Raw genomic sequence first — 23,677 nt, 5'->3', positions numbered from 1 at the left:
ATAAAGCCCGTTTCCAGGGCCTTCAGGGAATAGCGAACCTTGCGAACCGGTTACTCACGTCTGACTGGACTTTTAAACTGCATACATCCTCATGCTCCACCTCGTGTTTTGGACAATAACGCCGATGGGTGGAGCTATCGCGTCAGCCCTGCGCGACAGCTCTTGCATAACGGATTCATTTAGCAGGGTTTGGACCGATGTGCTCGCCATGTTGCACCCGCTCAGGCGCCTTATGCACCATGGTGTAGGCATAATCCACACCCATCCCGTAGGCGCCGGAATGTTCCTGCACGATCCCCATCACGGCTTCATAGGTCTCCTTGCGCGCCCAATCCCGCTGCCATTCGAGCAGCACCTGTTGCCAGGTAACCGGTACGATACCGGCCTGAATCATGCGGTCCATGGCGTAGTTGTGCGCGTCGACCGAGGTGCCACCCGAGGCGTCGGCAACCATATAGATTTCATAGTCTGTATCGCGTAGGCAGGACAGTGCGAAGGTCGTGTTGCAGACCTCGGTCCACAGGCCGGATACGACGATCTTCTTACGGCCGGCAATGGCGGACTCTGCCAAGGCATCACGAACGTTTTGGTCATCCCAAGAGTTCATTGAAGTACGTTCGAGGATTTTGTTCTGCGGATATACCGCTAGCAACTCAGGGTATGTATTGCCAGAGAAACCCTCGGTTTCCACAGTCGTGATGGTGGTAGGTATGCCGAACGCTTTGGCAGCCTTGGCCAACCCCACGACATTATTTTTCAGCACCTGCCGATCTATCGACTGCACACCAAAGGCCATTTGGGGCTGGTGGTCGATGAAAATCACTTGGCTGTTTTGCGGGGTCAGTATTTCTAAGTACTTGTTGGACATGGCGCATTTCCTTTGGTAAGTAGAGCAATACGAAAGCGGCGTTATGCGTGGCTGCGCAAGCAGAACGCTACCCGTCCTGGTAGGGTTAAAAGCCACTTTCCGGACGAGTTCAGGGGTGCCGAAAAGCCCCGTGAATTTACGAATGCAGCATTGTTCAGCCGCGTTCGCGGGGTTCAGTTAAATGCCCGAAAAACGCTTGCCAAGCTGCTTTTGCAAGTGCACATCATCTGCGGCTAATTCGCTCCCACCTTGAAGGGAAGTGCATCTTTGGATGTCTTCACGATCCATGAACCGGACTGCCGGAACGAACTGGCAGACGCGTAGGTATCTTCCATGAACTGGAAATAGGTCATCTTTCCATCCTGAACTTTCGCATGGATGGAAAACGGTGATGTGAACAGATGTCCGACCGCCACGGAGCGGTAGGTGAACTTACCGAAAATCGCGACATCTTCGCCGGAAGCGATTTTGGTAGTAATCGTAAAGTCTTCGATTTTCCAGTAGTTTGAGACCTGCAAAAACAAAGAGCTAAAGGCTTTGGGACCTTTGTTTGTGCCGGTCCACGGCATGATTTTTCTGAGTTCTGGATTGTCAAAGTTTAGAGAAACATAGGTGGCGTCTGGAGCTGCCAACCTCATTGCCGCGGCTTCGACTTTATCGGGTGCGGTATTGGCCAGGAATTCCACGACAACCGCTAGTGAAGCAGCAGATTGCGCTTCAGTAGCTGACTGCGCCGACGCTGGAGTGATTGTTACTAACCATGAGGCGAGCGCCATTGCTGCAGTGATCAATTTGATGCTTCGAGTATTCATGAACTCTCCATTTATGAGTACGATTTTGCGATTCGCGGTCATCCAACCCATGTTGCAAATTGCTACGTGTCGAAAAGCGACAATTGGTACTGGAGCAAGGGCTATGCCAATTTTATAAAACTTATATAAATCGATATTTATCAATGACATATAACTTAATGTGATGTCGCGAGTATCGGGCTCGGAGTTTATCGAAGGGCTTGTTTGATCATTTGATGAAGTCTCGGCGAGGTTTTGTTGATTTGATCAATCCAGCTCGAGCGTGGTCCACGGTGAACCGCCAGGCGGCCACGCAAAGTCACTCAAGACTCTCGTCATGCAACAAGCCGCTTTTCTTCAGGCGATAGGCCAGTGCCGGCCGGGTCAAGCCGAGCATGCGAGCGGCTTGCGAGACGTTTTGGTGTGAAAGCTCCATGGCGCGGCGCATCAGCCGTTCTTCCACAGCATCCAGGCTGATGTTTTTATCAAAGATCTGCGTAACCCAATCGGGACAAGGTTCTTCACCGCCAGCCTGAACCAACGCGCCATCAGAGTTGAGACGATCACCGTGCGAATCGTCTGTTTTTGGGAAGACTGCAAAGAGTGCATCCTGGCCTATGGTCTCGTTGCTGTCGGTCAGGATGACGCCACGCTCAATCGTATTTTCCAATTCGCGAATATTCCCCGGCCAGGCGTAGCGGCGACACAATTCAAGAGCTTTGTCTGATAAACCCAGCGTTCGCTTGTGATATTGCAAGTGAAACTTGCTTATAAAGTGCTCGGCCAGCAGTGGCAGATCTTCAAGTCGCTCGCGCAGTGGGGGAATCTGCACCGGAAACACATTCAAGCGGTAATAAAGATCGGCGCGAAACCGGCCCGCTTCGACGGCGTCGGCGAGGCTTTCATTGGTAGCAGCGATGACTCGCACATTGATCTTGCGGGTTCGGGAATCGCCTACCCGTTCCAGTTCACCCTCTTGAAGTACCCGAAGTAATGTCGCCTGCGCTCTGGGCGTCAGCTCCACCACCTCGTCTAGAAAAATCGTCCCTCCGTTGGCCCGTTCAAAGCGTCCTGGGCGGGTTTGATTGGCGCCGGTAAAAGCGCCTTTCTCAACACCAAACAATTCGGCTTCAATCAGGTCCTGAGGAATGGCAGCGCAGTTCACTGCGACAAACGCTTGCTCGGCGCGATCACTGCGCAGATGCACGCTCCGTGCGATGACCTCCTTGCCGACGCCAGTTTCTCCGAGCAGCAGGACGGAAATTTTTCCTTTGGCAGCCTTGTCGATCATCCGGCATACCTTCAAATAGGCAGGCGAGCGCCCTACTCCATAGAATTGAGCTTCCTGCTTCTCCAGGCTTCTACGCAGAGAGCTGATCTGTGATTGCAGTTCATACAGCTCCTCGATGATTGGATCGGCTTGAAAGTACTGTCTGAATTCTCCGGCGTTCTCCCATTCCTCGGCAGGTTTACCAATAATGATGCAGCGCTCATCCCCGCATCCGCGACAGGTCGTTTCTTGGATGATGATTTCGCGTTTCATGAATGAAGAACTGTAAGCACAGGCGTAGCCCAACAAAGACCAACAAACTGGTTCCTCCATCAGGCCGACTTCAGTCAGGCAAGTCTCGACCTCAAAGGAGTCAATCCATTCGAGCTCGCAATAAAAATGGCCGCTCTCCTGATCCAGCTCTAACTGAATGGGTTTCGCATTGACCATACCTTTGAGGGAATGCAGTTGCGGGCCGACCAGAAACATCTGCAACTGCGGACTGTCTGGTCTGAGCTTGCGGGCCATTTCCGCATCCTTGAGTCCAGACTGGTAGCCAAGGCGCAAGAAGAACCCCTTGGCGCGGTCGACGCCGAGGCTATTGATGAGTTCACGGCGAAAATTAGCCATCGCCGATACCTGCATCAACAACATGCGCTGCTCGCCAAACCAGATCTTGCCTTCCGTGCTTTGAAAACGAACCTGGTCGCTCAGGTCGTGAAAGCCGGAATAGTGGAGCTCAGAGTTGTAACTGACAGCCATTGAGAGAGACCTCGATTATTGTTTTGAGCGGTCTTGATCAAGCTGTGGCGCCGAGTGAAAGCACCCAAACAATCGATCGCGATATGAAGGGATTTTAGTGCATTGCTACGCAGAGCCAGCGGGGCTCCCGATGCAAAGACATGACGGTGCACGGGCTTCGCGGGCAGATGAAGGCAGTTACCAAGCGCCAAAGTCACAGCCAGGCTTAATGTTGGTGATCTGGCCCGAGCCGGCCATGTGCTGTGTTGGACTAGGCATTGGTCATTCGCAATATCCCGGCAGATTGCGAATGCACGCCTTCAGTATCGGCCGTCGATGAACGCGGGAATGGGGCGCCTCCCCGGCAAAGCGGTACTTCACTGGCCCCTCACTCCCGTGCTGATCAACCTTCAGCGGGTACCGGCGTGTCGAGCAATTGCTGCTCCCACAGATAAGCAATGCCGCTACCTGCAGCATGCTGGAGAAGCACATCGGTTACAGCGCCTGCCGTATCGAGGCGCGCCCAGTCGCGTTGCCATTCAGCCATGACTGCCAACCAGGTCATGACATTTGCCCCGGCGCCGACCATGCGTTGGATGGCGACTTGATGGGCTTCGACCGAAACGCCACCGCACGCGTCGGTGACCACGGTAACGTCCCAGCCCTCGCCTAGTGCTTGAATCGCTGGCATGGCGACGCAGACCTCAGTCCACAGGCCAGCGAAGACCAATTGCTTGCGGCCTGTTGCCTTGACCGCGTCCACTACTTTCTTGTCTTCCCAAGTATTGATGAGCGTTCGGTCAATCACCTCCTGACCGGGGAAAACGTCGGTGATTTGCGGAAAGATCCAACCGCCACGCTCGGCAATCACACTGGTCAGAATGGTCGGGACGTTAAACGCCTTCGCAGCCTTCGCCAATGCTGTCGCACAGTTGACCGCTGCGTGCGGATCGTGGCTATTGAGATTGGTGAGTTGAAAAGGCTGGTGGTCGATCAACACAAGTACGGAGTCTTCTGGACGAAGAAGCGAAGCAAGACCGTTACGAAAAGCCATTAATCCATCCTCTTGTTGCCGTGGGTTGGCACGTTTATTTGCGGGATCAGTTTCCGTGCAGCGCGCCTTATGAGCGGCGATGCCTCATGCACTGTGCAGCGCCCTCAAACCTTCGGGTAGTAGCAGCGAATGACTAACTGTGTCGCGCAATGAGGAACGCCACGGTTTTTGCTGCCATTCTCTGGCGATGGCTTCACGGCTTCATGACGACGCGCCCCAGCGGTTTGCTTCGCTCCGCGAAGTCATGCGCAGCAGCCTGCGATAGGGTAAAGGCCCGTTCAATGACAACCCGTATACGCTCCCGCAATACATCCTGTAGCAGCTTGTCGACACTCGCACGCACTGCCGGCCGCTCGAAAAGCGGCCCCATGTACGCACAGATCAGGACGTCCCCGGGAACCGCTATTGGCGCCAAGGCGCGAACTCCGTAATGTGCAGTTCAGATGTACGTTCTGGTAGTCGCATTCCGTGCGTAGCTGCGTGGCAAAAAAAGGAACGTGGAAATGGATATAGAAGAGCTTGAAACCTTTGTAGAAGTGGCCGATGCCGGCGGCATTTCCCGTGCGGCAACGCGCCTGGGCACGTCGAAATCTATCGTCAGTCGCCGGCTTGCCCGCCTGGAAGCAGAGCTGGGCGTGCAACTGATGGCGCGTACCACCCGCGGTGCGGCCCTTACCGAAGCTGGGGCGACATTCCGCGACTACGCCGCCAGAATATGCGCTGAGGCCGAGTCGGCACGCGATGCGATCTTGCCTTCCGGCGAGCTTTGTGGCCGCCTGCGGATCGCCGCGCCCCTGACTTTGGGGCCAATACATTTCGCGCCGATCCTCGCGGAAATGGCCAGGCGTCACCCACAGCTTCATGTGCAAACGAACTACACCGATCGTTTCGTTGACCTCATCGCCGAGGGGTATGACTGCGCGATACGGGTGGGCTACCTGCCCGATTCCAACATGATCGCCCGGTGTATCGGACCGATCTTTGGCCAATTGGTGGCAAGCCCCGTCTATATCAAGGCGCATGGAGCGCCCGAAACACCCGACGAAGTCGTCAGCCACCAAGCACTGATGCAAGGCAATGAATCGTGGTCATTCATGGATGGTGACACGATGGTTACGGTGCGCCCGCAGGGAACGTTCAAAGCCGACAATGGCACCGCATTGCTGGCCGCAGCTTTGGCCGGCATCGGCATTGCCTGGTTACCTGACTGGGTCACGCATGAGCATTTGGCGAGCGGCGCACTTGTAGCGATCATGACGGATTATCCGCCGCCTCCAGCAGGCGCTTATGTAGTTCGACCGCCAGGCCAGCACCCTGCGCGAAAGATAAGAGTGCTCACCGAATTGCTGCTTGAATACTGCGACCAAGCGGCACATATTCCTGAGTCGCCACAGAGCTGAAAGACCCGATTGCAAGCTCCCTTAGAGTGAGTCCTGAAAGCAAAGTATGGATACCAAGCTTACTTATTGATCCATCAGAGCTATCGCGGCTAATACGTCGAGTCCTGATCAGCGCACCCGAATATTTCTCCAAAGTTTCATTCCTCACTCGCGAATAACGCCAACACCCGGTTGGATGTTCCGATTTGTGCGACACAGTAATACAACCCACGAGACTACAAACCAAGGAACTGGATCCCTAATATCCGCCCCCGTATCGGCACGCTTGCACCATCCCTGGTGAATGCGCGCGGCCAAATAACTGCATGCCAGACAGGTGAGTAATGATCGATTTGGAAGGAAAACGTGCGTTGGTGACGGGAGGAGCTCGCGGGATCGGCGCCGCTATCGCAGTGGCACTGGCAGAGAATGGCGCCGATGTTGCGTTCACCTACCAGCAGTCGACGGAAAAAGCTGAGGCAGTGGCCAAATTCATCGCTGATAAAGGGCGTCGTGCTATCGCAATTCAAGCCGACAGTGCCAACCCGCAAGCCATTGAATGCGCAGTCGCGCAGGCCATCTCGACGCTGGGCGGCCTCGATATTCTCGTCAATAGCGCGGCTATCGGCTTGAACGGAATGATCGCCGACATTGATGTAGACGACTATCAAGCACTGATGGATATCAACGTGCGAGGCCCCGTCCTGTTCGCAAAGGCGGTCATCCCACATCTGCCCGCTGGCGGAAGAATCATCTCAATTGGCTCGGGACTGGCAGAGCGGGTGCCCTTTGCGGGTGTAACAGCCTATGCAATGTCCAAGTCGGCGTTGCTCGCATTCACCCGGGGTTTGTCGCGTGAACTCGGCCCCACCGGCATAACCGTTAATCTTGTTCAGCCGGGATCGGTCGACACCGACGCAAATCCAGCCGACGGCCCCGCCGGCGACTTTCAGCGGAGCCTGTCGTCCTTGGGACGTTTTGGCGAGCCTCGCGAGGTTGCGAGTGCGGTGGTCTATCTGGCCAGTCCTGCCGCGAGCCTGATCACTGGCGCCATCCTGACCGTGGACGGCGGTGCGATCGCTTGACTAACGCTCAGGCAGCTGTCCGCAGTGGACGCCTGCCATGGACTGTTGGTCAGGGGTTGAAACGCACTAATGGCCATTTGCAGAGGCAGGAAGCATTGGATATTGATGATCTTCGAACCTTCGTCGAGGTAGCCGACGCGGGTGGTGTTTCGTCGGCGGCCCGGCGACTGGGTGTTGCGAAATCGATAATAAGCCGCAGGCTTCTGAAGCTGGAAACCCAACTGGGTGTGCAGCTATTGGCCAGGACAACCCGTGGTGCTGCTGTCACCGAAGCGGGAGCCGCCTTGCGAGAGTATGCGGCGCGGATCGTCGCTGAGTTTGACGCGGCCAGGGACGCCATTGTTCCAGATGGAGACCTTCGAGGCCGCTTCCGGATCGCAGCACCGATCTCGTACGGCCCGACACATATTGCCCCCGTGCTTGCTGAAATGGGGCGACGCCACCCTCTCCTGCACATTCATGCAAGTTACAGCGATCGTATCGTCGATCTGATTGGCGAGGGCTTCGATTGTGCTATTCGGGTCGGCCATTTACAGAGCTCCAATTTCATCGCAAAGCGTGTGGGCAGCATTCACGGCAAACTCGTGGCAAGCCCAGGCTATGTGAGTACACATGGAGCGCCAGAGGCTCCCCACGAGATTCTTGCGCATGAATCTCTTATGCAAGGTGCGGAAACCTGGCGGTTTATGGATGGCCAAAAGTCCATCATGGTTAATCCCCAAGGGCGCTTCAAGGCTGACAATCCTGTCGCGCTCGCCGCGGCAGCCGTTGCAGGTCTGGGCCTTGGGTACCTTTCTGACAGCGTCATCGACGAGCACATCAAATCTGGCGCATTGGTGTCCGTCATGCACAGATATCCCCCTGTTCCGGCGGGTATTTACATTGTTCGCCCCCAAAGCCAGCACCCTGCGCGAAAGATACGGGTGCTGACGGACATCCTGGTCGATTGGTTTGCAGATGTGAGCCCGGTCAACGTCCACTCCCTTTAGAAGGCAAGCCACTCGGGACGGCGAGCGTTCAATCGATCCAATTGCCGGACGCATCTTCCACTCGTAGTTCCTGCACAGCCATGCCATTCGCCTGCATGCAGGCGCTGAGCTGCGCATGTTTGCCTAAGATCAATCGCCTGAGTAGAATGCGATTCATTATCAATCATGTATGTCCCGGGATGCCGATGCGTAGCGACGAAACACTAGGTACTGCAGATCCAGGGCTGCTCTATCGCACCCACTTCTCGTGGTTACAGGGCTGGCTGGTCCGACGCATTGGCTGTCGCGACAACGCCGCAGATCTGGCGCAGGACACTTTCGTCCGTGTGCTCAAACACCGCCATCAGTCCGGCGCCCTGCGCGAGCCACGTGCTTATTTGAGCAGCATTGCCCGCGGTCTGATGATTGATCAGTATCGTCGTCGCGAACTCGAACGTGCCTACCTGGAAAGCATCACCTTGCTGCCGCAACACGAGGTTCCATCGGAAGAAAGCCGGCTGATGATTCTCGATGCGCTCGAGCGCATAGACCGTCTGCTCGACTCGCTTAAACCAAGAGTACGCCAGGCGTTTTTATTTGCCCGACTCGACGGTCTGACCTGCGCACAAATCGCCGAAAAGCTCGGTGTTTCCCGCGCGACGGTGGAGCGCGACCTGGCCACGGCCCTGCAACACTGCTATCGCTTGCGTTATGTCGAGGCCTGAGCCCGAGGCGCTGGATCCGGCCATTGTCGAGCAGGCGATCCAATGGCTGGTGCGCCTTCGCTTCAATCAAGCCGATGAACAGACACAGCGCACGTTTGAGCACTGGCTGCAGCAGCGCCCGGAGCATGCGTTGGCGTGGCAGCGTGTGGAAGCGCTTGGCGATGAATTCGAAGGCGTGCCAGCTCAACTGGCTCGACAAACCCTTAAGGGTGCCCAGCAGGGAATGCGCCGGCGGGAAAGCCTGAAGCTACTGGGCGTATTGGCGACGGTCGGCACGGCAGCCTGGCTCGGCCGCGACTACACCCCCCTGAACTCCATGCTTGCACAGCAGCGCAGCAGCACCGGCGAGCAACGACGTTTCCAACTCGATGATGGCAGCCTTATCCAGCTCAATAGCGATAGCGCCGTCGACAGCGATTTCGACACCCAGCGGCGCCTGATCATCCTGCGCCGTGGTGAAATCATCGTGAATGTCGGTGCGGATCAACACTCGCCGCAAGCGCGACCGTTGTGGGTGCAATCACGCGACGGGATCATGCGAGCCCATAGCTCGCGCTTTCTGGTCCGCGAGCGTGACGACGGCACTCTGGTCGCCGCTCAGGAAGGATCAGTCACGGTTTTCCCCGGTTCCGGTCAAGCGTCTGCGAGCCGCAACGTCCTGGCAGGAAATCAACTGCTGTTCACCTCACGTGACGCCCGAACGTTCAGGGACAACGGCCTTGATCTATGGGGTTGGGGTGACGGTGTGATCAGTGCGAACCATATGCGCCTTGGTGACTTCATCGCAGAGTTGTCGCGTTATCGCCCAGGAGTCCTGCGCTGCGCCGAAGAGGTCGCTGATCGACGCGTTTCCGGCACCTTCCAGCTCGCCGACAACGATCGGGTCCTGGCATTGATCGCGCAGTCACTGCGCCTGCACATTGATTACCGAACCCGTTACTGGGTCACCGTAACCGCTGCCACCTGACTCCACCCGAATATTTTTTCGCTACCTGAAAAATAATGAGGTGGTTTCTCATTCTCGTTCGACCTCTAAGGAAGGCCGGAATACAGGCCAGTCTGCCGATGTCCATTCTTGGAGCGAGAAAATGAGTTCGTCCCCGGTTTCACAGCGCCATCCATTAAGTCGTGCCATGCACGGTGCGATTTTGGGTTTGATCGTGAGCAGCTACGCATTGCCATCGCTGGCGCAAACCTCGGGCGCTGATCACAGCACTCAAGTCAAACAGTGGAATATCGCCCCCGGGCCACTGGCGCCAGCGCTTGACCGCTTTGCGCGCGAGGCTGGCATCAGTCTTTCCTTCGACGCCTCGAGTGTGGCGAACCGCACCACGGCTGGGGTGAATGGCTCGCTCGATACATCGGCAGCGCTGTCATCCCTGCTCCAGGGCAGCGAATTGCAGATCGAACAGCAAGGCCCAAATGCTTACCTGCTGACCCCTCAAGCAAAAACCGCCGGCCCGCTGGAGCTCGACGCAACGGCTGTTGAGGACTACCGCCTCGCCCCGCTCATCATCAATGCCAAGGTTCGGGTCAGTGCCGACGACGACGCCAACTCGGTGGTTGCCAAGGAGCTCTGGGTGGGCGGCAAGGTGGCCACCAGCATTCTCAATACACCGGCATCAGTGTCGGTGGTGACGAACAAGGAAATGCAGCAGCGCAGCGTCAGCACCACGGAAGAAGCGCTGCAATACACGCCGGGCGTGGTCAGTGACTTTTATGGTACTGATGATCGCAACGACTATTTCCAGATCCGCGGCTTCCAGGCCACCACCTACCGTGACGGCTTGACCCTCAGCTCGATGCGCGGCGTACGCGAAGACCCATTCGCCTATGAGCGCATCGAGATTCTGCGTGGCGCCAACTCCACCCTGTTTGGCCCTGCGGACCCGGGCGGTTCGGTAAATTTCGTGACCAAACAGCCGCGCTTCGAGCAGTTTGGCCAAGGCTATGTCACCTACGGTTCGTTTGACCATGTCGAGACAGGCATCGATGTCGGCGATGCGCTGAACGACGAGAAAACCCTGGCCGGCCGCTTTACTGCCAAAGGCCAGAACAGCGACCGCGAGTACGATCACTCGCAGGACGACAACCAGTTGTTTATGGGTGGCCTCACCTGGGCACCGACGGATTACACGTCGGCCACGATGATTCTGGACTACCTGAAAACCGAGAGTTCGCCCAACAGCGGCGGCTATCCACTGGATCGGGAATACGACCGCAGCAAGTTTTATGGCGAGCCCAGCTACAACTTCCACGATGTCGAGCGCACCAGCCTCAGCGGTAACGTCACCCATGATTTCGACAACGGTTTCGTGCTGCGCAGCAATCTGCGTTACAGCAAGTTGACCGATGATTTCGGCTACGTGTACCTCAGCGACAGCGCCGCACGTGTCGGTACCACCGTCGATCGATACCTGTTCGGAACCGACACTGAAGCCGATCAGTTCAACGGCAATCTGATGCTGCAATACGATGCCCGCTTCGAGAACATCGACAGCAGCAGCCTGGTGGGCGTGGAGTATCTCGATTCGACCACCAAGGAAAGCTCGGTCTACGCCCTGACGACCCCGATCGACATTGCCAACCCTGTGTTTACTGGCGTTCCACGCTCAATCGCGCCGTATGCCGTCAACAAGCGAGACGCGACCACCAAGGCCGTCTTCCTTCAGCAGAACCTGTCGTTCTACGAGCGTTTCATCGTCACCGGAGGTGTGCGCAACGACTCGATGGACCTGACCAGCAAAGGCTTGCAATCCACCGAGAAAGACAACTTCTCCGAAACCTCCTACCGAGGTGCGTTGACCTATATCGTCAACGATGAGGTGTCCACCTACGTGAGCATGGTCGAATCCGTCTCGCCGCCGCAGGTTGGCGTGACACCGCAGACAGGCAGGCAGTACGAAGTGGGCGTGAAGTATGCGCCGATGGGGATGGACGCACTGTTCTCCGCCGCCGTGTATGACCTGACCCAGGAAAACGTCACCATCGCCGTGGTGCTGCCGAGCGGCATCATCGAGCAGCAGACAGTGGGCGAATCGCGGGCGCGTGGCCTCGACCTGGAGGCCAAGGCGCAGGTGACGCAAAACCTGAGCCTGATCGGTGGTTATTCCTACATGGAGTCCGAGGTACTGCGCGGTTCGTTGTACGACGGCAGTTCCCTGAAAGGTAACGAGTTTGCCACGGCACCCAAACATTCAGCTTCGCTCTGGAGTTACTACGACGTACCCGCCACTGATGTCAGCGTGGGCCTGGGTGCGCGCTACGTCGGCGCTTATTACTTCGATGCAGCCAACTCCGGCAAAAGCGATGGCACTACCCTGTTCGACGCCGCGTTCAACTACAAAATTGCCAAGGGCACCGACCTGGCGGTGAATGTCAGCAACCTGCTGGACGAGCAGCACGTGGTCGGCTCCGGCACTGCGAACTTCTATAACCCGGGCCGCGAGATTACCGCCAAGCTGAGCTACAACTGGTAAGCAGACGGGTAAGCATTTTTCCCCATAAAGAAAACGGTGCCCGCGTTACCGCGAGCACCGTTAACTACGGGCAATACCCAGCTTGATCTACGCTTGAATGAAATCACGCGGAGAAACAGATCATGTCCCTCGCTCCCGTAAGTCTATTGGCCCTGGCTTTGGGTGTCTGCTTTTGCACATCCGTGCTCGGACAAGGGGCAGCAGACAGCGATTCTCCACCGGCGATACTGCCCTTGGCATCCGAGAGTGCGCCGAGACTCATTGCCTACCCGCCGCTTGCCGAGCCGCTCGCCCGTGGAGTGGTCATCATCCAGTTTCGAACAGAGCACGCCAGGATCATGCCGGTATTTGGCAAAGTGGCTGCTGAGGTATCACCACGCTTAGGTCACCTTCACGTGACCGTCGATGACTGGAAAGGTACGTGGGCGCACACCAGTGAAGACCCGATTATCCTGGTCGGGCTAACGCCCGGTCCTCACAAGGTTCTCTTGGAAGTGGCCGATCCGACGCACCAGATCATCACCAGTACGACAGTGAGTTTTACAGTACCGGAGAAGAAACCGATGGACGCTCCCCGTACTGACGATGATCACGCGGTAAAACCATGACTGCCGTGCTATTCACCGAAACAGGCAACGATCGGCGTCTCTGTCAGCGACTACCCGGTTCAATATCTCCAGAAAACCGGGGTCACGAGCACCAACACCGTCAGGATCTCTAACCTGCCCAGCAGCATGCCAACGGTGAGTAGCCATTTGGCCGCATCGGGCAGTGACGAGAAATTACCTGCCGGGCCGATGATTGTGCCCAGGCCGGGGCCGACGTTACACACCGCCGTAGCGGCGCCGCTCAGGGCGGTAATCCAATCAAGCCCGATCAGCGCCAGGCCCAAAGCGATGGCGGCAATCGTGATGGTGAAAAAAAACGAGAAGGTCAGCAGCGAACGGACGATTTCCTCGTCGATGGGATGGCCGTTGTATTTTTTCTGAATCACGGCTCGGGGATGGATCAACTGCTTCAAGCTACTGACCAGAAGCGCGGCAGCCACCTGAAAACGGAAAATTTTCAGCCCGCCTGCCGTTGAGCCGGAACAGCCACCGACGAAGGTCAGATAGAAAAACAGCAACACAGCGAAGCTGCCCCACAAGGTGTAGTCGCCAACTGCAATTCCGGTGGTCGTGACGACCGAGGTCACATTGACCGCCACGATACGAAACGCATCCCACCATCCGTAGTCGCTGTGAAAATACAGCCAGGTACCTACAGCCAGTGACGTGACGAGCAAAAATCCAATAAACCCGCGCACCTGGTGATCCCTGATCAGCGCACGCCGATTGCCTCGACATGTGGCGACGTACAAGGTGAATGGCAGGCTGCCCAGGATCATGATGACTACCGCCACCCAGTGAATTGCTGGCTGCTCCCAGTGCCCGAGGGAGGAGTCCGACGTCGAGAACCCGCCGGTAGAGATCAACGACATTGCGTGGTTGATCGCTTCGAATGGGGTCATTCCTGCGAGCCAGAGCGCCAATGTGCCGACACCCGTCAGGCCCAGATAGAGCAAAAGAATGTACTTGGCTGCGACATGAGAACGTGGTGTCACTTTCTCCGACCAGTCCGAGGACTCGGTCTGGAAAAGACGCATGCCGCCGACTCGCAAGAGCGGAAGAATCGCGACAGCCATGCCGATAAAACCGATGCCGCCTAGCCAGTGCAGCATGGAACGCCAGATCAACAAGCCGGGAGAGGCGCTATCCAGACCGGCGAGTACCGTCGAGCCAGTGGTTGTGATGCCCGACATCGTTTCAAAGAACGCATCGGTGTAGCTGATATCGCTGATGAAAACCATGGGTAACGCTGCGAAGGCGCACACAACAACCCAGCTCGCGGTAGTCAACAGGTACATGTCCCTGGGCCGAAGATTGCCAGTCTCCGGACGCCCTCGCATGATCAACAGCAGGCCACAGATGAAGGTAATCAGACTCGACCAGAGAAAGGCCGACAGTTCGTCGCTATGCTCATAGATCACCAGCGTCATCATGGGTATAGCCATGCTTACCGCCAGGGTGATCAAAAAAATACCCAAGATAAAGCCGATAAGCCGAATTGCTGCGAGGGACATCACGATAGCGTTCCAAATTAGCGCCGCGCAGTATCGGATGCCCTCAATAAAGACTGCGTAAATTCTCCGTAAAATTTTTACCTGCAATCAGTCAGGCTGCGGGAGTCAAAGCGTGGCTATGAGTCAATTACAAGCCTTCGCAACAGGCCGGAAACGGCAGAAGCCGCCAGTGCCGGCCCTCTTCGCATGAAACGAGTGCCGGCCTGACGCTGCATGCTGCGCGTAAAATCTGGCTGCAGCATGCAGCGCCGTGCAAACGGAAGTTGATCTGCGCTGATCGCTCATCAGGAGGAAACGAGTTTCTCGTAATCAGAGAAGGGCTTGAGCGCGCAGTACTGCACGTGCAGCAGATTCCCTTTGACGTAAGGCAGCGCCTCGATGTAATCACGCGCCTCTTCGAAGGTGGCGGATTCCAGTTCAAACGCGGCACCGGGACCATCGGCCAGCCCATGAACTGCGCGCACGATACCGCCAGCGAAGCCTTGCCAAACGTGCACTACCTCCGGTTTCGCCAGCCGCTTGAAGTCTTCTGCCGCTCCATCAGCACGGCGAGTCAGAATCACGAAGGTTTTCATGACACCTCCTCCGTTTTCAGCTGCTTGCGCTGGGTTGTTTCACCATACGCGACGTGCGCCATTATGCCGCTCTGGCCCACGGCCACATGCGGTTTAAGCTCATTGCGGGGAGTGTAGTCCCCACCGTTTTGGGGCCGGAAAGGTATTGGCGCATCTGTGAACAAATTCTCGAGCCGGGTGCGCCAAGCCTCTTTGGCTGCGACGGCATCTGCGGCGGTCAAGTTGCCAGTGCCGTATATGGCGAACGTCGGCAGCACATCGAACCCAGGAAAGTAGAGCGAGCCGTGCGTGATCGGAAACAGCAATTGCTCGAGTGGTCCGTTGATGCCGCGCAGCGAGTAGTCTTCTGCGGGGCCGCCGACAGCGACTGACAACATGGCCCGCTTGCCCTTGAAGGCGCCGTCACCATAGCGGTAGGCGTTGCCAGCGTCCTTGTAGCCGTGGGCGAGTCCGGCTGCCCAGACGCGATCTATCCATCCCTTCATGATGGCCGGCATGCCGTACCACCAAAGCGGAAACTGGAAGATGACAACGTCTGCCGCTAGAACCTTGTCTTGCTCCGCCGCCACGTCAGGACTTTGGCGGCGATGACGATAGGCGTGGGCGGACTCTGCTCCGAACGACAGTCGCTGAGGGTTGGCCCGCTGAGGAAAGTCGTTCTCGTCAAATATCGCTTTCCAGCCCATGGCGTATAGATCGGATTGCAGGACCTCGTGTCCTTGCGCAGTCAAGCATTCAACAGACACATCCACCAGTTGCCGCGTTAGCGACGAAGGCTCGGGATGGGCATAGATGATCAGTACTTTTTTCGACATGAAGGACGGCTCCGCTGTGATTTCGAAGGAGTGTCGCGGGGCTCGGGCCATCTGTGAAATCGCAAAATTTTGCTGCTAACATAAGATCGATGGATACCAGACGCCTTGATCTAAATCTGCTTGTGACGTTGGAGGCCCTTCTCATTGAGCAGAACGTGACCCGGGCTGCCGCCCGTCTGCATTTGAGCCAGCCAGCAGTCAGCGCTCAGTTGAGCCGTCTGCGCGACGTCTTCAACGACCCTCTTCTGATCCCCGCGCAGCGTGGAATGACGCCCACCGTCAAAGCCTTGGAGCTGCTCGTGCCGCTTCGCCAGGCACTTGACCAGGTAAGGGCGACCGTCACTACTCACCTGAATTTCGAGCCCGCGACGGCGAGCCTGACGGTATCAATCGCCTGCACGGATTACGTGCAGGCGGTTTTGATCAAACATCTCGTTGTCGCCATGCGACGCGAAGCGCCGGGTGTCCGCATCGCACTGCGCATACTGGATGTACCACAGCTGGAGCTGCAGATGACCCGCGGCGAGGTGGATCTGGCCGTGATAAACATGAACGGGGTTCCGCCCGCACTGCACTCGCAACACCTCTATGATGAGAGTTACGTGCTGATCGGGCGTCGTGGGCATCCAAGCCTGCGCGCGGACCTGACCGTGGATGAGTTCGCGCAGCTGGAACATGTCGTGGTGTCACTGCGCGGCGGAGGCTTCTCTACCTCGGTGGATCACGCCTTGGTAGCGCGCGGGCTGCGGCGTAACGTCGTTCATTCAGCGTCGTCATTCCTTCCAGTACCGGAGTTGGTTGCGCAGTCGGATTGTGTGGCCCTGGTTCCAAGTCGTCTTGTAGAAGGTCGCAGCGAGCAACTGCTGTGCGTAGCCCCTCCCTTGCCGGTGGAAGGTTTTGCGATTGGCTTGTTCTGGCATGAGCGGTCGGATGGGCATGCCGGCTTCAAATGGGCACGTGAGTTCATCACTCTCGTGGCCGATTCTCGTGCATCCGATTATGGCAACCCATGAACTCTGACAACCTCGAAACCCGTCCAGACAAGCTAGCGTGTCGAGTACTCGATAGGTCAAAGGCTCGCTGGTTGGCTCGCTCTCGCAAGCTCGTTGAGGCAATAAACCTACATCCATCTACGTATGGCCGATTATGGTTTTATCGGCATACCTGAATGACTGTTTTTGGCCGGAAGCTGCCTCCCACGCAGCGAACCGTGAATGGTCACTCGTCAAACAAGGTCCAGCCATGGCAAATGCCGGCAAAGTCTTTTGCCGTAAAAAATAATGTCAGTTCCTTTGGGTCAAATTCTTTGTAGAGCCAATGCCCAGGAATGGGGCCTCTCGTTATCACGTATTCCAAGCGGTATTTTTGAACAGGTCCAAAACCGAAGGAGCGTGAATTCAACTCAAACCGGTCACCTCTGTTGAGCGCCCATAGCTTTTCAACAAGGCAGTCATCAAACACCACCTCTCCCGCTACCTCAACGAGATACTTTGAATGAAGTTTCTGTTGAAGCCTAACGCTTCTGGCCATGCATCAACCTACCTCTGAACAGTCCGAGCATCGGCACAATAATACTTGAACATGATGATGACCGCTGTGGGTTGGAAAAAAGTGCGTTGGGCATCCGCTTTTGGTCGATAGCTGCCATCCGCCACCGGCAGCTATCAGCCGAGATGCCCGTACATCTGGCCCAAGCAAGCCACTCACCAAACCTGGCCCCAGGTTTGTCGTGTCTAAACTCCCAAACCCGCACAAAAAAACCACCGATGCGTTGTCAGTTGATCCTTTTCAGCCTATCTTCAATAAAACCTATACAGCCAACCTGTATGCGTACAACCTTTTCGCCCGACAGTATCCCTAACCCGCACCGCCACGAGTAACCCGAATGAGCCCACTACTAGCCAGCCATTACCGTGAAATCCTCGTTGGCGTCGGTGAGAACCCGGAACGCGAGGGTTTGCTGGACACGCCCCAGCGCGCCGCCAAGGCGATGCAATACCTGTGCAACGGTTACGCGATGAGCCTGGAAGACGTCACCAACGGTGCGCTGTTCGAGTCGCAGAGCGATGAGATGGTGATCGTCAGCGACATCGAGCTCTATTCGCTGTGTGAGCACCATATGCTGCCGTTTATCGGCAAGGCGCATGTGGCGTACATCCCCACTGGCCGGGTGCTGGGGCTGTCCAAGGTGGCACGGGTGGTCGACATGTTCGCGCGGCGTCTGCAGATCCAGGAAAACCTTACTCGGCAGATTGCTCAGGCGATCCAGCAGATCACCGATGCTGCCGGTGTCGCGGTGGTTATTGAAGCCAGGCACATGTGCATGATGATGCGCGGCGTCGAGAAGCAGAATTCGATCATGACCTCCTCGGTCATGCTCGGTGCCTTTCGCGACAGCTCGACTACGCGGCAGGAATTTCTCCAGCTGATCGGCCGGCGCTAGGCCTATACACAGCCTGTTAACTGTACAAGCTCAAGGAGTAGGAAGATGACCCGATTTCTGCTGCTGTTAGGACTGGCGCTCAGCATTGCAAGTTGCGGCAGTGTCGATGTCGCTCGTTATGCGGATCAGCAACCGGCTTTGAATCTGGAGCAGTTTTTCAGTCAGCCCGTCAAAGCCTGGGGGATGTTTCAGAAGCGCAACGGCGAAGTGGTCAAGCGTTTCGAGGTCGATATTGCCAGCCGTCGTGAAGGTGAAAACCTGATCCTCGACGAGCGCTTCCGTTACAGCGACGGCACCCGTGAGCGTCGGGTCTGGACCCTCACTCCCGGGGGCAATGGTCAGTGGAGCGGTCGCGCGCACGATGTGGTCGGGGTTGCGCAGGGCCAGATCGCAGGCAACACCTTCCACTGGCGTTATCGCCTGAATCTGCCGGTCGACGACTCGACCTACGAGATGAGCATGGACGACTGGATGTATCTGGTCGACGAAGACACGTTGATCAACCGCACCCGTATGTCCAAGTGGGGTTTCGAAGTCGGTCAGGTGACGGTGTTCTTCCGGCGCCAGAACGCTGGAGCGAACCCATGAGCAGTGGGTTGACCCTGGCCTCGTTCGGCGACGGTTATCGCGCTCTGGTGATCGGCGCCAGTGGCGCCCTCAGCACGGCGTTCTGCCAACATTTGAACCAGGATCCACGCTGCGCCAGCGTCCGTACGCTGGGACGCAAAACTGTGCCGAAGCTCGACCTCGAGCAGCCCGAAACGATCGCCAGCGCGGCCGCCGAACTGGCAGCCGAAGCGCCCTATCACCTGATCATTCACGCGGCCGGCCTGCTCCATCGCGACCAAATCAAGCCGGAAAAAAGTTACAGCGCGATCGAAGCCGAGTCGCTGCAGGCCGTGTTTCAAGTCAACACGCTGGGGCCGGCATTGCTGCTGCGCGACTTTCTGCCATTGCTTGCGCCTCAAGGCGCGATGGCGATGCTGTCGGCAAAAGTCGGCAGCATCGGCGACAACCGTTTGGGCGGCTGGTACGCCTATCGCGCCTCCAAGGCTGCGCTGAACATGCTGATCAAGACCGCCGCCATCGAGCTTTCGCGCACGCGACCGCAGAGCCGCTTGCTCAGTCTGCACCCAGGCACGGTGGTCTCGCCGTTGTCGCAACCTTTTCGCGGAGCCTCGAGCGCCCGCCCGGCAGACATTGCCGCTGCGCAATTACTGAGTCTGATTGACACGCTGACGCCGGCCGATAGCGGCCATTTCTTCGCCTACGATGGAGAACGCCTGCCCTGGTAGGCAAGGAGTGAAGCATGAATCTGCAAACCCTCACCGAACGTGCGGCCAACAGTGAAGTTCGCGAACTGGAGCTGCTGTCACTTGAAGGTGGATTTTATCTGGCGAGAATTCGCGTGGATCAAGGCCAGTTCACCTTGCTCGATGACGCGGCCAAGCCAATGCACCTGCGTTCGATCACCCACCTGCGCGACTTGCTGCAAACCGTGCCGGCGTTTCCCTGCGTGCTGGTGCAGCAATGCGTGCACGACGAAATGTGTGGCCGGGATTCAGGGCCGGTCGAAGAGCTGCGCATTCCATTTTCGCTGACCACGCCGTTATGACGCCGAAGCGAGGCAAGCGCTGCATGGCAGGCTGATAAGGCGCGCGTCGCCCACCGGCAACGCATTTATCGAACCCCTGCCCCGTCCACGGGTCTGCTTCACATCGATTCCCTGGAAGTAAACCCATGTCCACTCAACACACGCTTGTCCTGCTTGCCCGAGGCGGATACGCCGCGCGCGGCGTTCTGTATCTGATAATCGGCATCTTCGCGCTGTTGGCAGCGCACGACTCCACCAAACCGAAAGACAGCCACAAGAGCCTTGAAGCATTGCTCAGCCAGCCCTTCGGCTACGTGCTGATCGGTGTTGTGGTCGCCGGCCTGCTGGCCTTCGCCGCCTGGCGTGCGCTGCAAGCGATCCGCGATGTCGACCACCACGGCAGCGAGTTCAAAGGCCTGGTCATTCGCACAGGTCTGCTCGCCGGCGGTCTGGTCAACGCGGCGCTGGCCTTCTTCGCCTTGGGCCTGTTGGTGAGTGGCCTCAGGAGTTCAGGTGGTTCCGGCGATGGCAAGACCAAGGATCTGCTCGCGCAGCTGTTGTCATTCGAGCATTCGAACCTGTTGATCTACCTGATCGCGCTGATCCCGCTGGGTGTCGGTATCGCCCACATCATCAAAGGCTGGAAGGCCACGTTCGAGAAATACCTCGAAGCGGATGACGAAGTGATGCGCTACGTGCGCCCGGTGTCGCGCTTTGGCTTGATCGCCCGAGGCGTGGTGTTTATCGAGATTGCAGTGTTGATGGCGGTCAGCGGCTCGGTTTACCAAGCGACCAATCCACCCGGCATGAAGGAAGCGCTGGATGCTTTGCAGAATCTGCCGGCAGGCGGCGTGCTGTTGATGCTGATGGCGTTGGGGCTGATCGCATTTTCGGTGTACAGCTTTTCCGAAGCGGCCTGGCGCCGGATCGAAATGGATGTGCCGTTGTAAGCGGCGATTCGAGGGGGCGTGTGCCCCCTCGACTTTTCGTCATCAAGCGAACAGATCAACGCCCAACTGAAACGCTACCCAGAGCGCCAGCCCGGTAGCGAAAAGCAGCGCGATGTTTTCAAACAGGTTGTTGCGGTACTTCTTGTCCAGCAGCGATTTCTGGTTGGACATGATCAGCAAGCCCAGGGAAATCACCGGCAAACCAATGATGTTCAATGCGCTGACACCAATGGTCAGGGTGACGAAATCCGGCATGCCCGGCATCGACCAGATCAGCGGCGTGACCAGGATGAACAGCATGAACCACTTGTGCATCGGGTCGTGATGGAACTCTTTACCGTACTTCTCGCGACGCTCAGGACGAACATGCTGGAAGGCATCGGTGATCAGCATCGGAAACGCCGTGGTCTTGCCTGAAATACTGGCGAACAGCGTCGCGAACACACCGATGAAGAACACGTACCAGCCGATCGGGCCGAAGAAGATTTCCAGCGCCTTGCCCAGATCGCCCAAGGTTTTCACCTCGATACCGTTGGGCCGCAGGATTTCCGCGCCAACAATCCAGATCGCCAGGTTGATGATGATCCCGACGAACACCGCAAACAGCAGATCGTTACGTTGAATGCGCTTGTGCTGCGGCCCGGTCCAGCCTTTCTGGCGCATGACATACGGGTGCACGAAGTTGGCGATCGAGCCGGCGACCGCGCCGATCACCGAGACCGCCACCAGCAAGGCGCCATGCACGCCTTCGTCCGGCGGAATGCTGAAGCCGATGGTGCCTTTGATGATGCCGCTGACATCCGGGCCGGACATCACCGCCAGGGCGATGAACGCCAGGGTCATGATCGCCAGCAGCAGCTTCATCACGCCTTCGATCATCGTGTAGATGTTGCGCCCGACCAGCATCCACACCGCCAGCACCACCGCCACCGAGCAAAGCAATGGCTGATCGATCTTGAACAGCATCGCCAGCGACTCCCCTGCCCCCTTGATCATGTAGGCGTTCATCAAGTGCCCCATCAACAAGGCATAAACCAGCATGAACCAGGCAAACACCGGGTTGAGCTGGGCGTAGCCCTGCAGAATGGTCATGCCCTGGTTATTGCACAGCTGGAAACGGGCAATGATGTTGACGATCAGGTATCTCAACAGCAAAGAGACCGCCAGCACCCACATCATCGCGTAGCCGTAATTCGCACCGGCCACTGAAGACGTGATGAGATCGCCCGCACCGAGCCACGACAGCACGGCGATAATGCCGGGGCCGAGCAGTTTCAGCGTACGCAGGAAAAGGTTTTGCGATTTTGCGGCGGCCTGATGATCGAGTGGAGCCATGCTCGTCATAGGGGTATCTCCGTTATTGTTTTTGTGAGAGTTGTTGCACTGCGCACATTAGGTAGGATGTCGTACAACAACGCTAACGGGAGAGTATGTAAAAATGTGTCAAACCTCAATGACGACGGCCCTTCCCGATCATTTCTGCTGATCAAAATCATCTAGAACAGGTATGTGAAATAAGCGTAGCGACGTTACAGGCCCATGAAATAGCCATTGATGGCCCAGCCAATCACTCATAGGATGACTGATCACAACAAAAATAAGGCTGGAATGATGAAAGGAACCCTCTTGATCGCTGCGCTCGCTTCCACGTTGAGCGTGACGGCTAACGCCGCTACCTACGCCTACATCTCAAGCCCCGGCGACGGTCTGATCTCGCAATATCGCTTTGATCAGAACAACGGCGCACTCACCCTCGTTGAGCAGATCCAGGCCGGCGACCAGGTCAATCCCATGGCCCTCACCCCGGACGGCAAAGTGCTGTTTGCAGCGTTGCGGGTCAAGCCTTTCCAGGTTTTGGGCTATCAGATCGACTCCAAAAGCGGGCACCTGACAAAGTTTACCCAGGCGCCTCTGGCAGAGAGCATGGCTTACCTGTCGACCGATCGAAAAGGTCGCTACCTGCTCGCTGCGTCCTACGGCGCCGATACCCTCAGCGTTCAGAAGATCGGCGAGGATGATCAACCTTCCGCCAACATCCTGCGTTATCCGACCGGCCTGCATGCCCATTCGATTCGTACCGAGCCGAGCAATCGCTTTGCCTACGCCGGCAACCTGGGCACCGACAAGGTGCTGCAATATCGCCTGGACGCCAAGACTGGCGAGCTCAGCCCGATCGGCAGCGGCTCGGTCAGTGTTCCGGATAAAACCGGCCCCCGGCACCTGGCGTTCTCGCCGAACGGCAAATTCCTTTACGTCGTCGGCGAAATGAGCGGCACCGTGACTGCGTTTTCAATTGACGACGCCAGCGGCGCGTTGACCCGCATCGCTGAAGCCAATGGCATTCCCGAACGTTTGCAACTGGCTCACGGCGAAGTTCGGGATGCGCGCAACAACGACTTGAAAGACGATCCGACCCCGCGCATCTGGGCCGCTGACCTGCGCATGTCGCCGGATGGAAAACTGCTGCTGATGAGTGAGCGCACCAGCAGCAGCGTTTCGGCATTTACCGTGGATCCGGCAACCGGAGGACTGAAGTTCCTCGATAACTACTCAGTGCAGGAACAACAACCACGCAATATCGCCTTCTCCCCCGATGGCCGCTGGCTGCTGGTGACGGGCGAGAAAAGCGCCAAGGTCGGTACGTACGCGGTGAGCAAGGATGGCGCGCTGAAGCGTGTCGGTGAAGCGGCCTCCGGCAAAGGCGCGTTATGGATCGAAGTACTGCAAACGCCTGATGCATGAATATCTGCGGAGCAGCAACTGCTCCGCCGTCCTGCAACTAATCCCCCGCCGCTTCGGTCATTAGGTTTGCCGAGGT

General features: G+C 57.2%; 23 protein-coding genes. 14 read left to right on the top strand and 9 right to left on the bottom strand.

Features of this window, described 5'->3' with window-relative positions; all coding sequences use genetic code 11:
• Positions 1-175: 175 nt before the first annotated feature.
• The 4 genes from KVG85_RS06880 to KVG85_RS06865 all read right to left on the bottom strand — a co-directional run bounded on the left by KVG85_RS06880 (position 176) and on the right by KVG85_RS06865 (position 4,724).
• Positions 176-868 (bottom strand): hydrolase, encoded by a 693-nt coding sequence (locus tag KVG85_RS06880; protein WP_122507374.1) that lies wholly within the window; start codon positions 866-868, stop codon positions 176-178.
• A gap of 233 nt (positions 869-1,101) precedes the next feature.
• Entirely contained in the window at positions 1,102-1,680 is a 579-nt protein-coding gene (locus KVG85_RS06875) for a nuclear transport factor 2 family protein (RefSeq protein ID WP_225926641.1), read from the bottom strand.
• A gap of 298 nt (positions 1,681-1,978) precedes the next feature.
• A complete protein-coding gene (locus KVG85_RS06870; RefSeq protein ID WP_217863363.1) occupies positions 1,979-3,691 on the bottom strand; it encodes a sigma-54-dependent Fis family transcriptional regulator in 1,713 nt (570 codons plus the stop codon).
• Positions 3,692-4,073: 382 nt separating this feature from the next.
• Positions 4,074-4,724: a hydrolase gene (locus KVG85_RS06865; protein WP_217863362.1), complete on the bottom strand. Its 651-nt coding sequence runs from the start codon at positions 4,722-4,724 to the stop codon at positions 4,074-4,076.
• 503 nt (positions 4,725-5,227) lie between these two features.
• Between KVG85_RS06865 and KVG85_RS06860 the strand changes: the two genes are divergently transcribed.
• The 7 genes from KVG85_RS06860 (at position 5,228) to KVG85_RS06830 (ending at position 12,968) form a co-directional block, all read left to right on the top strand.
• Positions 5,228-6,124: a LysR family transcriptional regulator gene (locus KVG85_RS06860; protein WP_016774759.1), complete on the top strand. Its 897-nt coding sequence runs from the start codon at positions 5,228-5,230 to the stop codon at positions 6,122-6,124.
• 323 nt (positions 6,125-6,447) lie between these two features.
• On the top strand, positions 6,448-7,188 hold the full coding sequence (locus KVG85_RS06855) for an SDR family NAD(P)-dependent oxidoreductase (RefSeq protein ID WP_122692570.1): 741 nt from the start codon (positions 6,448-6,450) through the stop codon (positions 7,186-7,188).
• A 95-nt stretch (positions 7,189-7,283) separates the two neighbouring features.
• Complete coding sequence (locus tag KVG85_RS06850; RefSeq protein WP_016774761.1) at positions 7,284-8,177, top strand: LysR family transcriptional regulator; 894 nt, start codon at positions 7,284-7,286, stop codon at positions 8,175-8,177.
• 185 nt (positions 8,178-8,362) lie between these two features.
• On the top strand, positions 8,363-8,881 hold the full coding sequence (locus KVG85_RS06845) for a sigma-70 family RNA polymerase sigma factor (protein WP_038862146.1): 519 nt from the start codon (positions 8,363-8,365) through the stop codon (positions 8,879-8,881).
• Positions 8,868-9,848 (top strand): FecR domain-containing protein, encoded by a 981-nt coding sequence (locus tag KVG85_RS06840; RefSeq protein WP_217863361.1) that lies wholly within the window; start codon positions 8,868-8,870, stop codon positions 9,846-9,848. The genes KVG85_RS06845 and KVG85_RS06840 overlap by 14 nt, the downstream gene beginning before the upstream one ends.
• Before the next feature lie 121 nt (positions 9,849-9,969).
• Positions 9,970-12,360, top strand: coding sequence for a TonB-dependent siderophore receptor (locus KVG85_RS06835; RefSeq protein ID WP_217863360.1), 2,391 nt, complete (start codon positions 9,970-9,972; stop codon positions 12,358-12,360).
• A gap of 122 nt (positions 12,361-12,482) precedes the next feature.
• Complete coding sequence (locus KVG85_RS06830) at positions 12,483-12,968, top strand: DUF6130 family protein (RefSeq protein WP_217863359.1); 486 nt, start codon at positions 12,483-12,485, stop codon at positions 12,966-12,968.
• A 59-nt stretch (positions 12,969-13,027) separates the two neighbouring features.
• Here the strand turns inward: KVG85_RS06830 and KVG85_RS06825 are convergent, their stop codons facing one another.
• The 3 genes from KVG85_RS06825 to KVG85_RS06815 all read right to left on the bottom strand — a co-directional run bounded on the left by KVG85_RS06825 (position 13,028) and on the right by KVG85_RS06815 (position 15,872).
• Positions 13,028-14,482, bottom strand: coding sequence for a TrkH family potassium uptake protein (locus KVG85_RS06825; RefSeq protein ID WP_217863358.1), 1,455 nt, complete (start codon positions 14,480-14,482; stop codon positions 13,028-13,030).
• Between the two features lie 284 nt (positions 14,483-14,766).
• Positions 14,767-15,057: a hypothetical protein gene (locus KVG85_RS06820; protein ID WP_110600557.1), complete on the bottom strand. Its 291-nt coding sequence runs from the start codon at positions 15,055-15,057 to the stop codon at positions 14,767-14,769.
• Entirely contained in the window at positions 15,054-15,872 is an 819-nt protein-coding gene (locus tag KVG85_RS06815; protein ID WP_217863357.1) for an NAD(P)H-dependent oxidoreductase, read from the bottom strand. The genes KVG85_RS06820 and KVG85_RS06815 overlap by 4 nt, the downstream gene beginning before the upstream one ends.
• Before the next feature lie 89 nt (positions 15,873-15,961).
• Here KVG85_RS06815 and KVG85_RS06810 point away from each other — a divergent pair, with 89 nt between their 5' ends.
• Positions 15,962-16,885 carry a LysR family transcriptional regulator gene (locus KVG85_RS06810; RefSeq protein ID WP_217863356.1) on the top strand — a complete coding sequence of 308 codons (924 nt, stop codon included), beginning with the start codon at positions 15,962-15,964 and terminating at the stop codon, positions 16,883-16,885.
• A 205-nt stretch (positions 16,886-17,090) separates the two neighbouring features.
• Here the strand turns inward: KVG85_RS06810 and KVG85_RS06805 are convergent, their stop codons facing one another.
• A complete protein-coding gene (locus KVG85_RS06805; protein WP_130901248.1) occupies positions 17,091-17,402 on the bottom strand; it encodes a hypothetical protein in 312 nt (103 codons plus the stop codon).
• A gap of 355 nt (positions 17,403-17,757) precedes the next feature.
• On the opposite strand from KVG85_RS06805, the gene folE reads away from it, so the two are divergent.
• The 5 genes from folE (at position 17,758) to KVG85_RS06780 (ending at position 20,859) form a co-directional block, all read left to right on the top strand.
• Positions 17,758-18,315, top strand: a complete 558-nt coding sequence (gene folE / locus KVG85_RS06800) for a GTP cyclohydrolase I FolE (RefSeq protein ID WP_016774771.1) — start codon at positions 17,758-17,760, stop codon at positions 18,313-18,315.
• A gap of 45 nt (positions 18,316-18,360) precedes the next feature.
• Positions 18,361-18,903, top strand: coding sequence for a DUF3833 domain-containing protein (locus KVG85_RS06795; protein WP_076562880.1), 543 nt, complete (start codon positions 18,361-18,363; stop codon positions 18,901-18,903).
• On the top strand, positions 18,900-19,610 hold the full coding sequence (locus KVG85_RS06790) for an SDR family oxidoreductase (RefSeq protein WP_217863355.1): 711 nt from the start codon (positions 18,900-18,902) through the stop codon (positions 19,608-19,610). Before KVG85_RS06795 ends, KVG85_RS06790 begins: the two co-directional genes overlap by 4 nt.
• A gap of 14 nt (positions 19,611-19,624) precedes the next feature.
• Positions 19,625-19,930, top strand: a complete 306-nt coding sequence (locus tag KVG85_RS06785) for a DUF6482 family protein (protein ID WP_016774774.1) — start codon at positions 19,625-19,627, stop codon at positions 19,928-19,930.
• A 125-nt stretch (positions 19,931-20,055) separates the two neighbouring features.
• Positions 20,056-20,859, top strand: coding sequence for a DUF1206 domain-containing protein (locus KVG85_RS06780; protein WP_217863354.1), 804 nt, complete (start codon positions 20,056-20,058; stop codon positions 20,857-20,859).
• A 42-nt stretch (positions 20,860-20,901) separates the two neighbouring features.
• Here the strand turns inward: KVG85_RS06780 and KVG85_RS06775 are convergent, their stop codons facing one another.
• Positions 20,902-22,194 carry an Nramp family divalent metal transporter gene (locus tag KVG85_RS06775; protein ID WP_225926759.1) on the bottom strand — a complete coding sequence of 431 codons (1,293 nt, stop codon included), beginning with the start codon at positions 22,192-22,194 and terminating at the stop codon, positions 20,902-20,904.
• Positions 22,195-22,467: 273 nt separating this feature from the next.
• On the opposite strand from KVG85_RS06775, the gene KVG85_RS06770 reads away from it, so the two are divergent.
• Complete coding sequence (locus KVG85_RS06770) at positions 22,468-23,601, top strand: lactonase family protein (RefSeq protein ID WP_217863352.1); 1,134 nt, start codon at positions 22,468-22,470, stop codon at positions 23,599-23,601.
• Positions 23,602-23,677 lie beyond the last annotated feature (76 nt).

Source organism: Pseudomonas triticicola, from assembly GCF_019145375.1.
Lineage (GTDB): Bacteria > Pseudomonadota > Gammaproteobacteria > Pseudomonadales > Pseudomonadaceae > Aquipseudomonas > Aquipseudomonas triticicola.
This window is presented reverse-complemented; position numbering and strand designations above follow the sequence as displayed.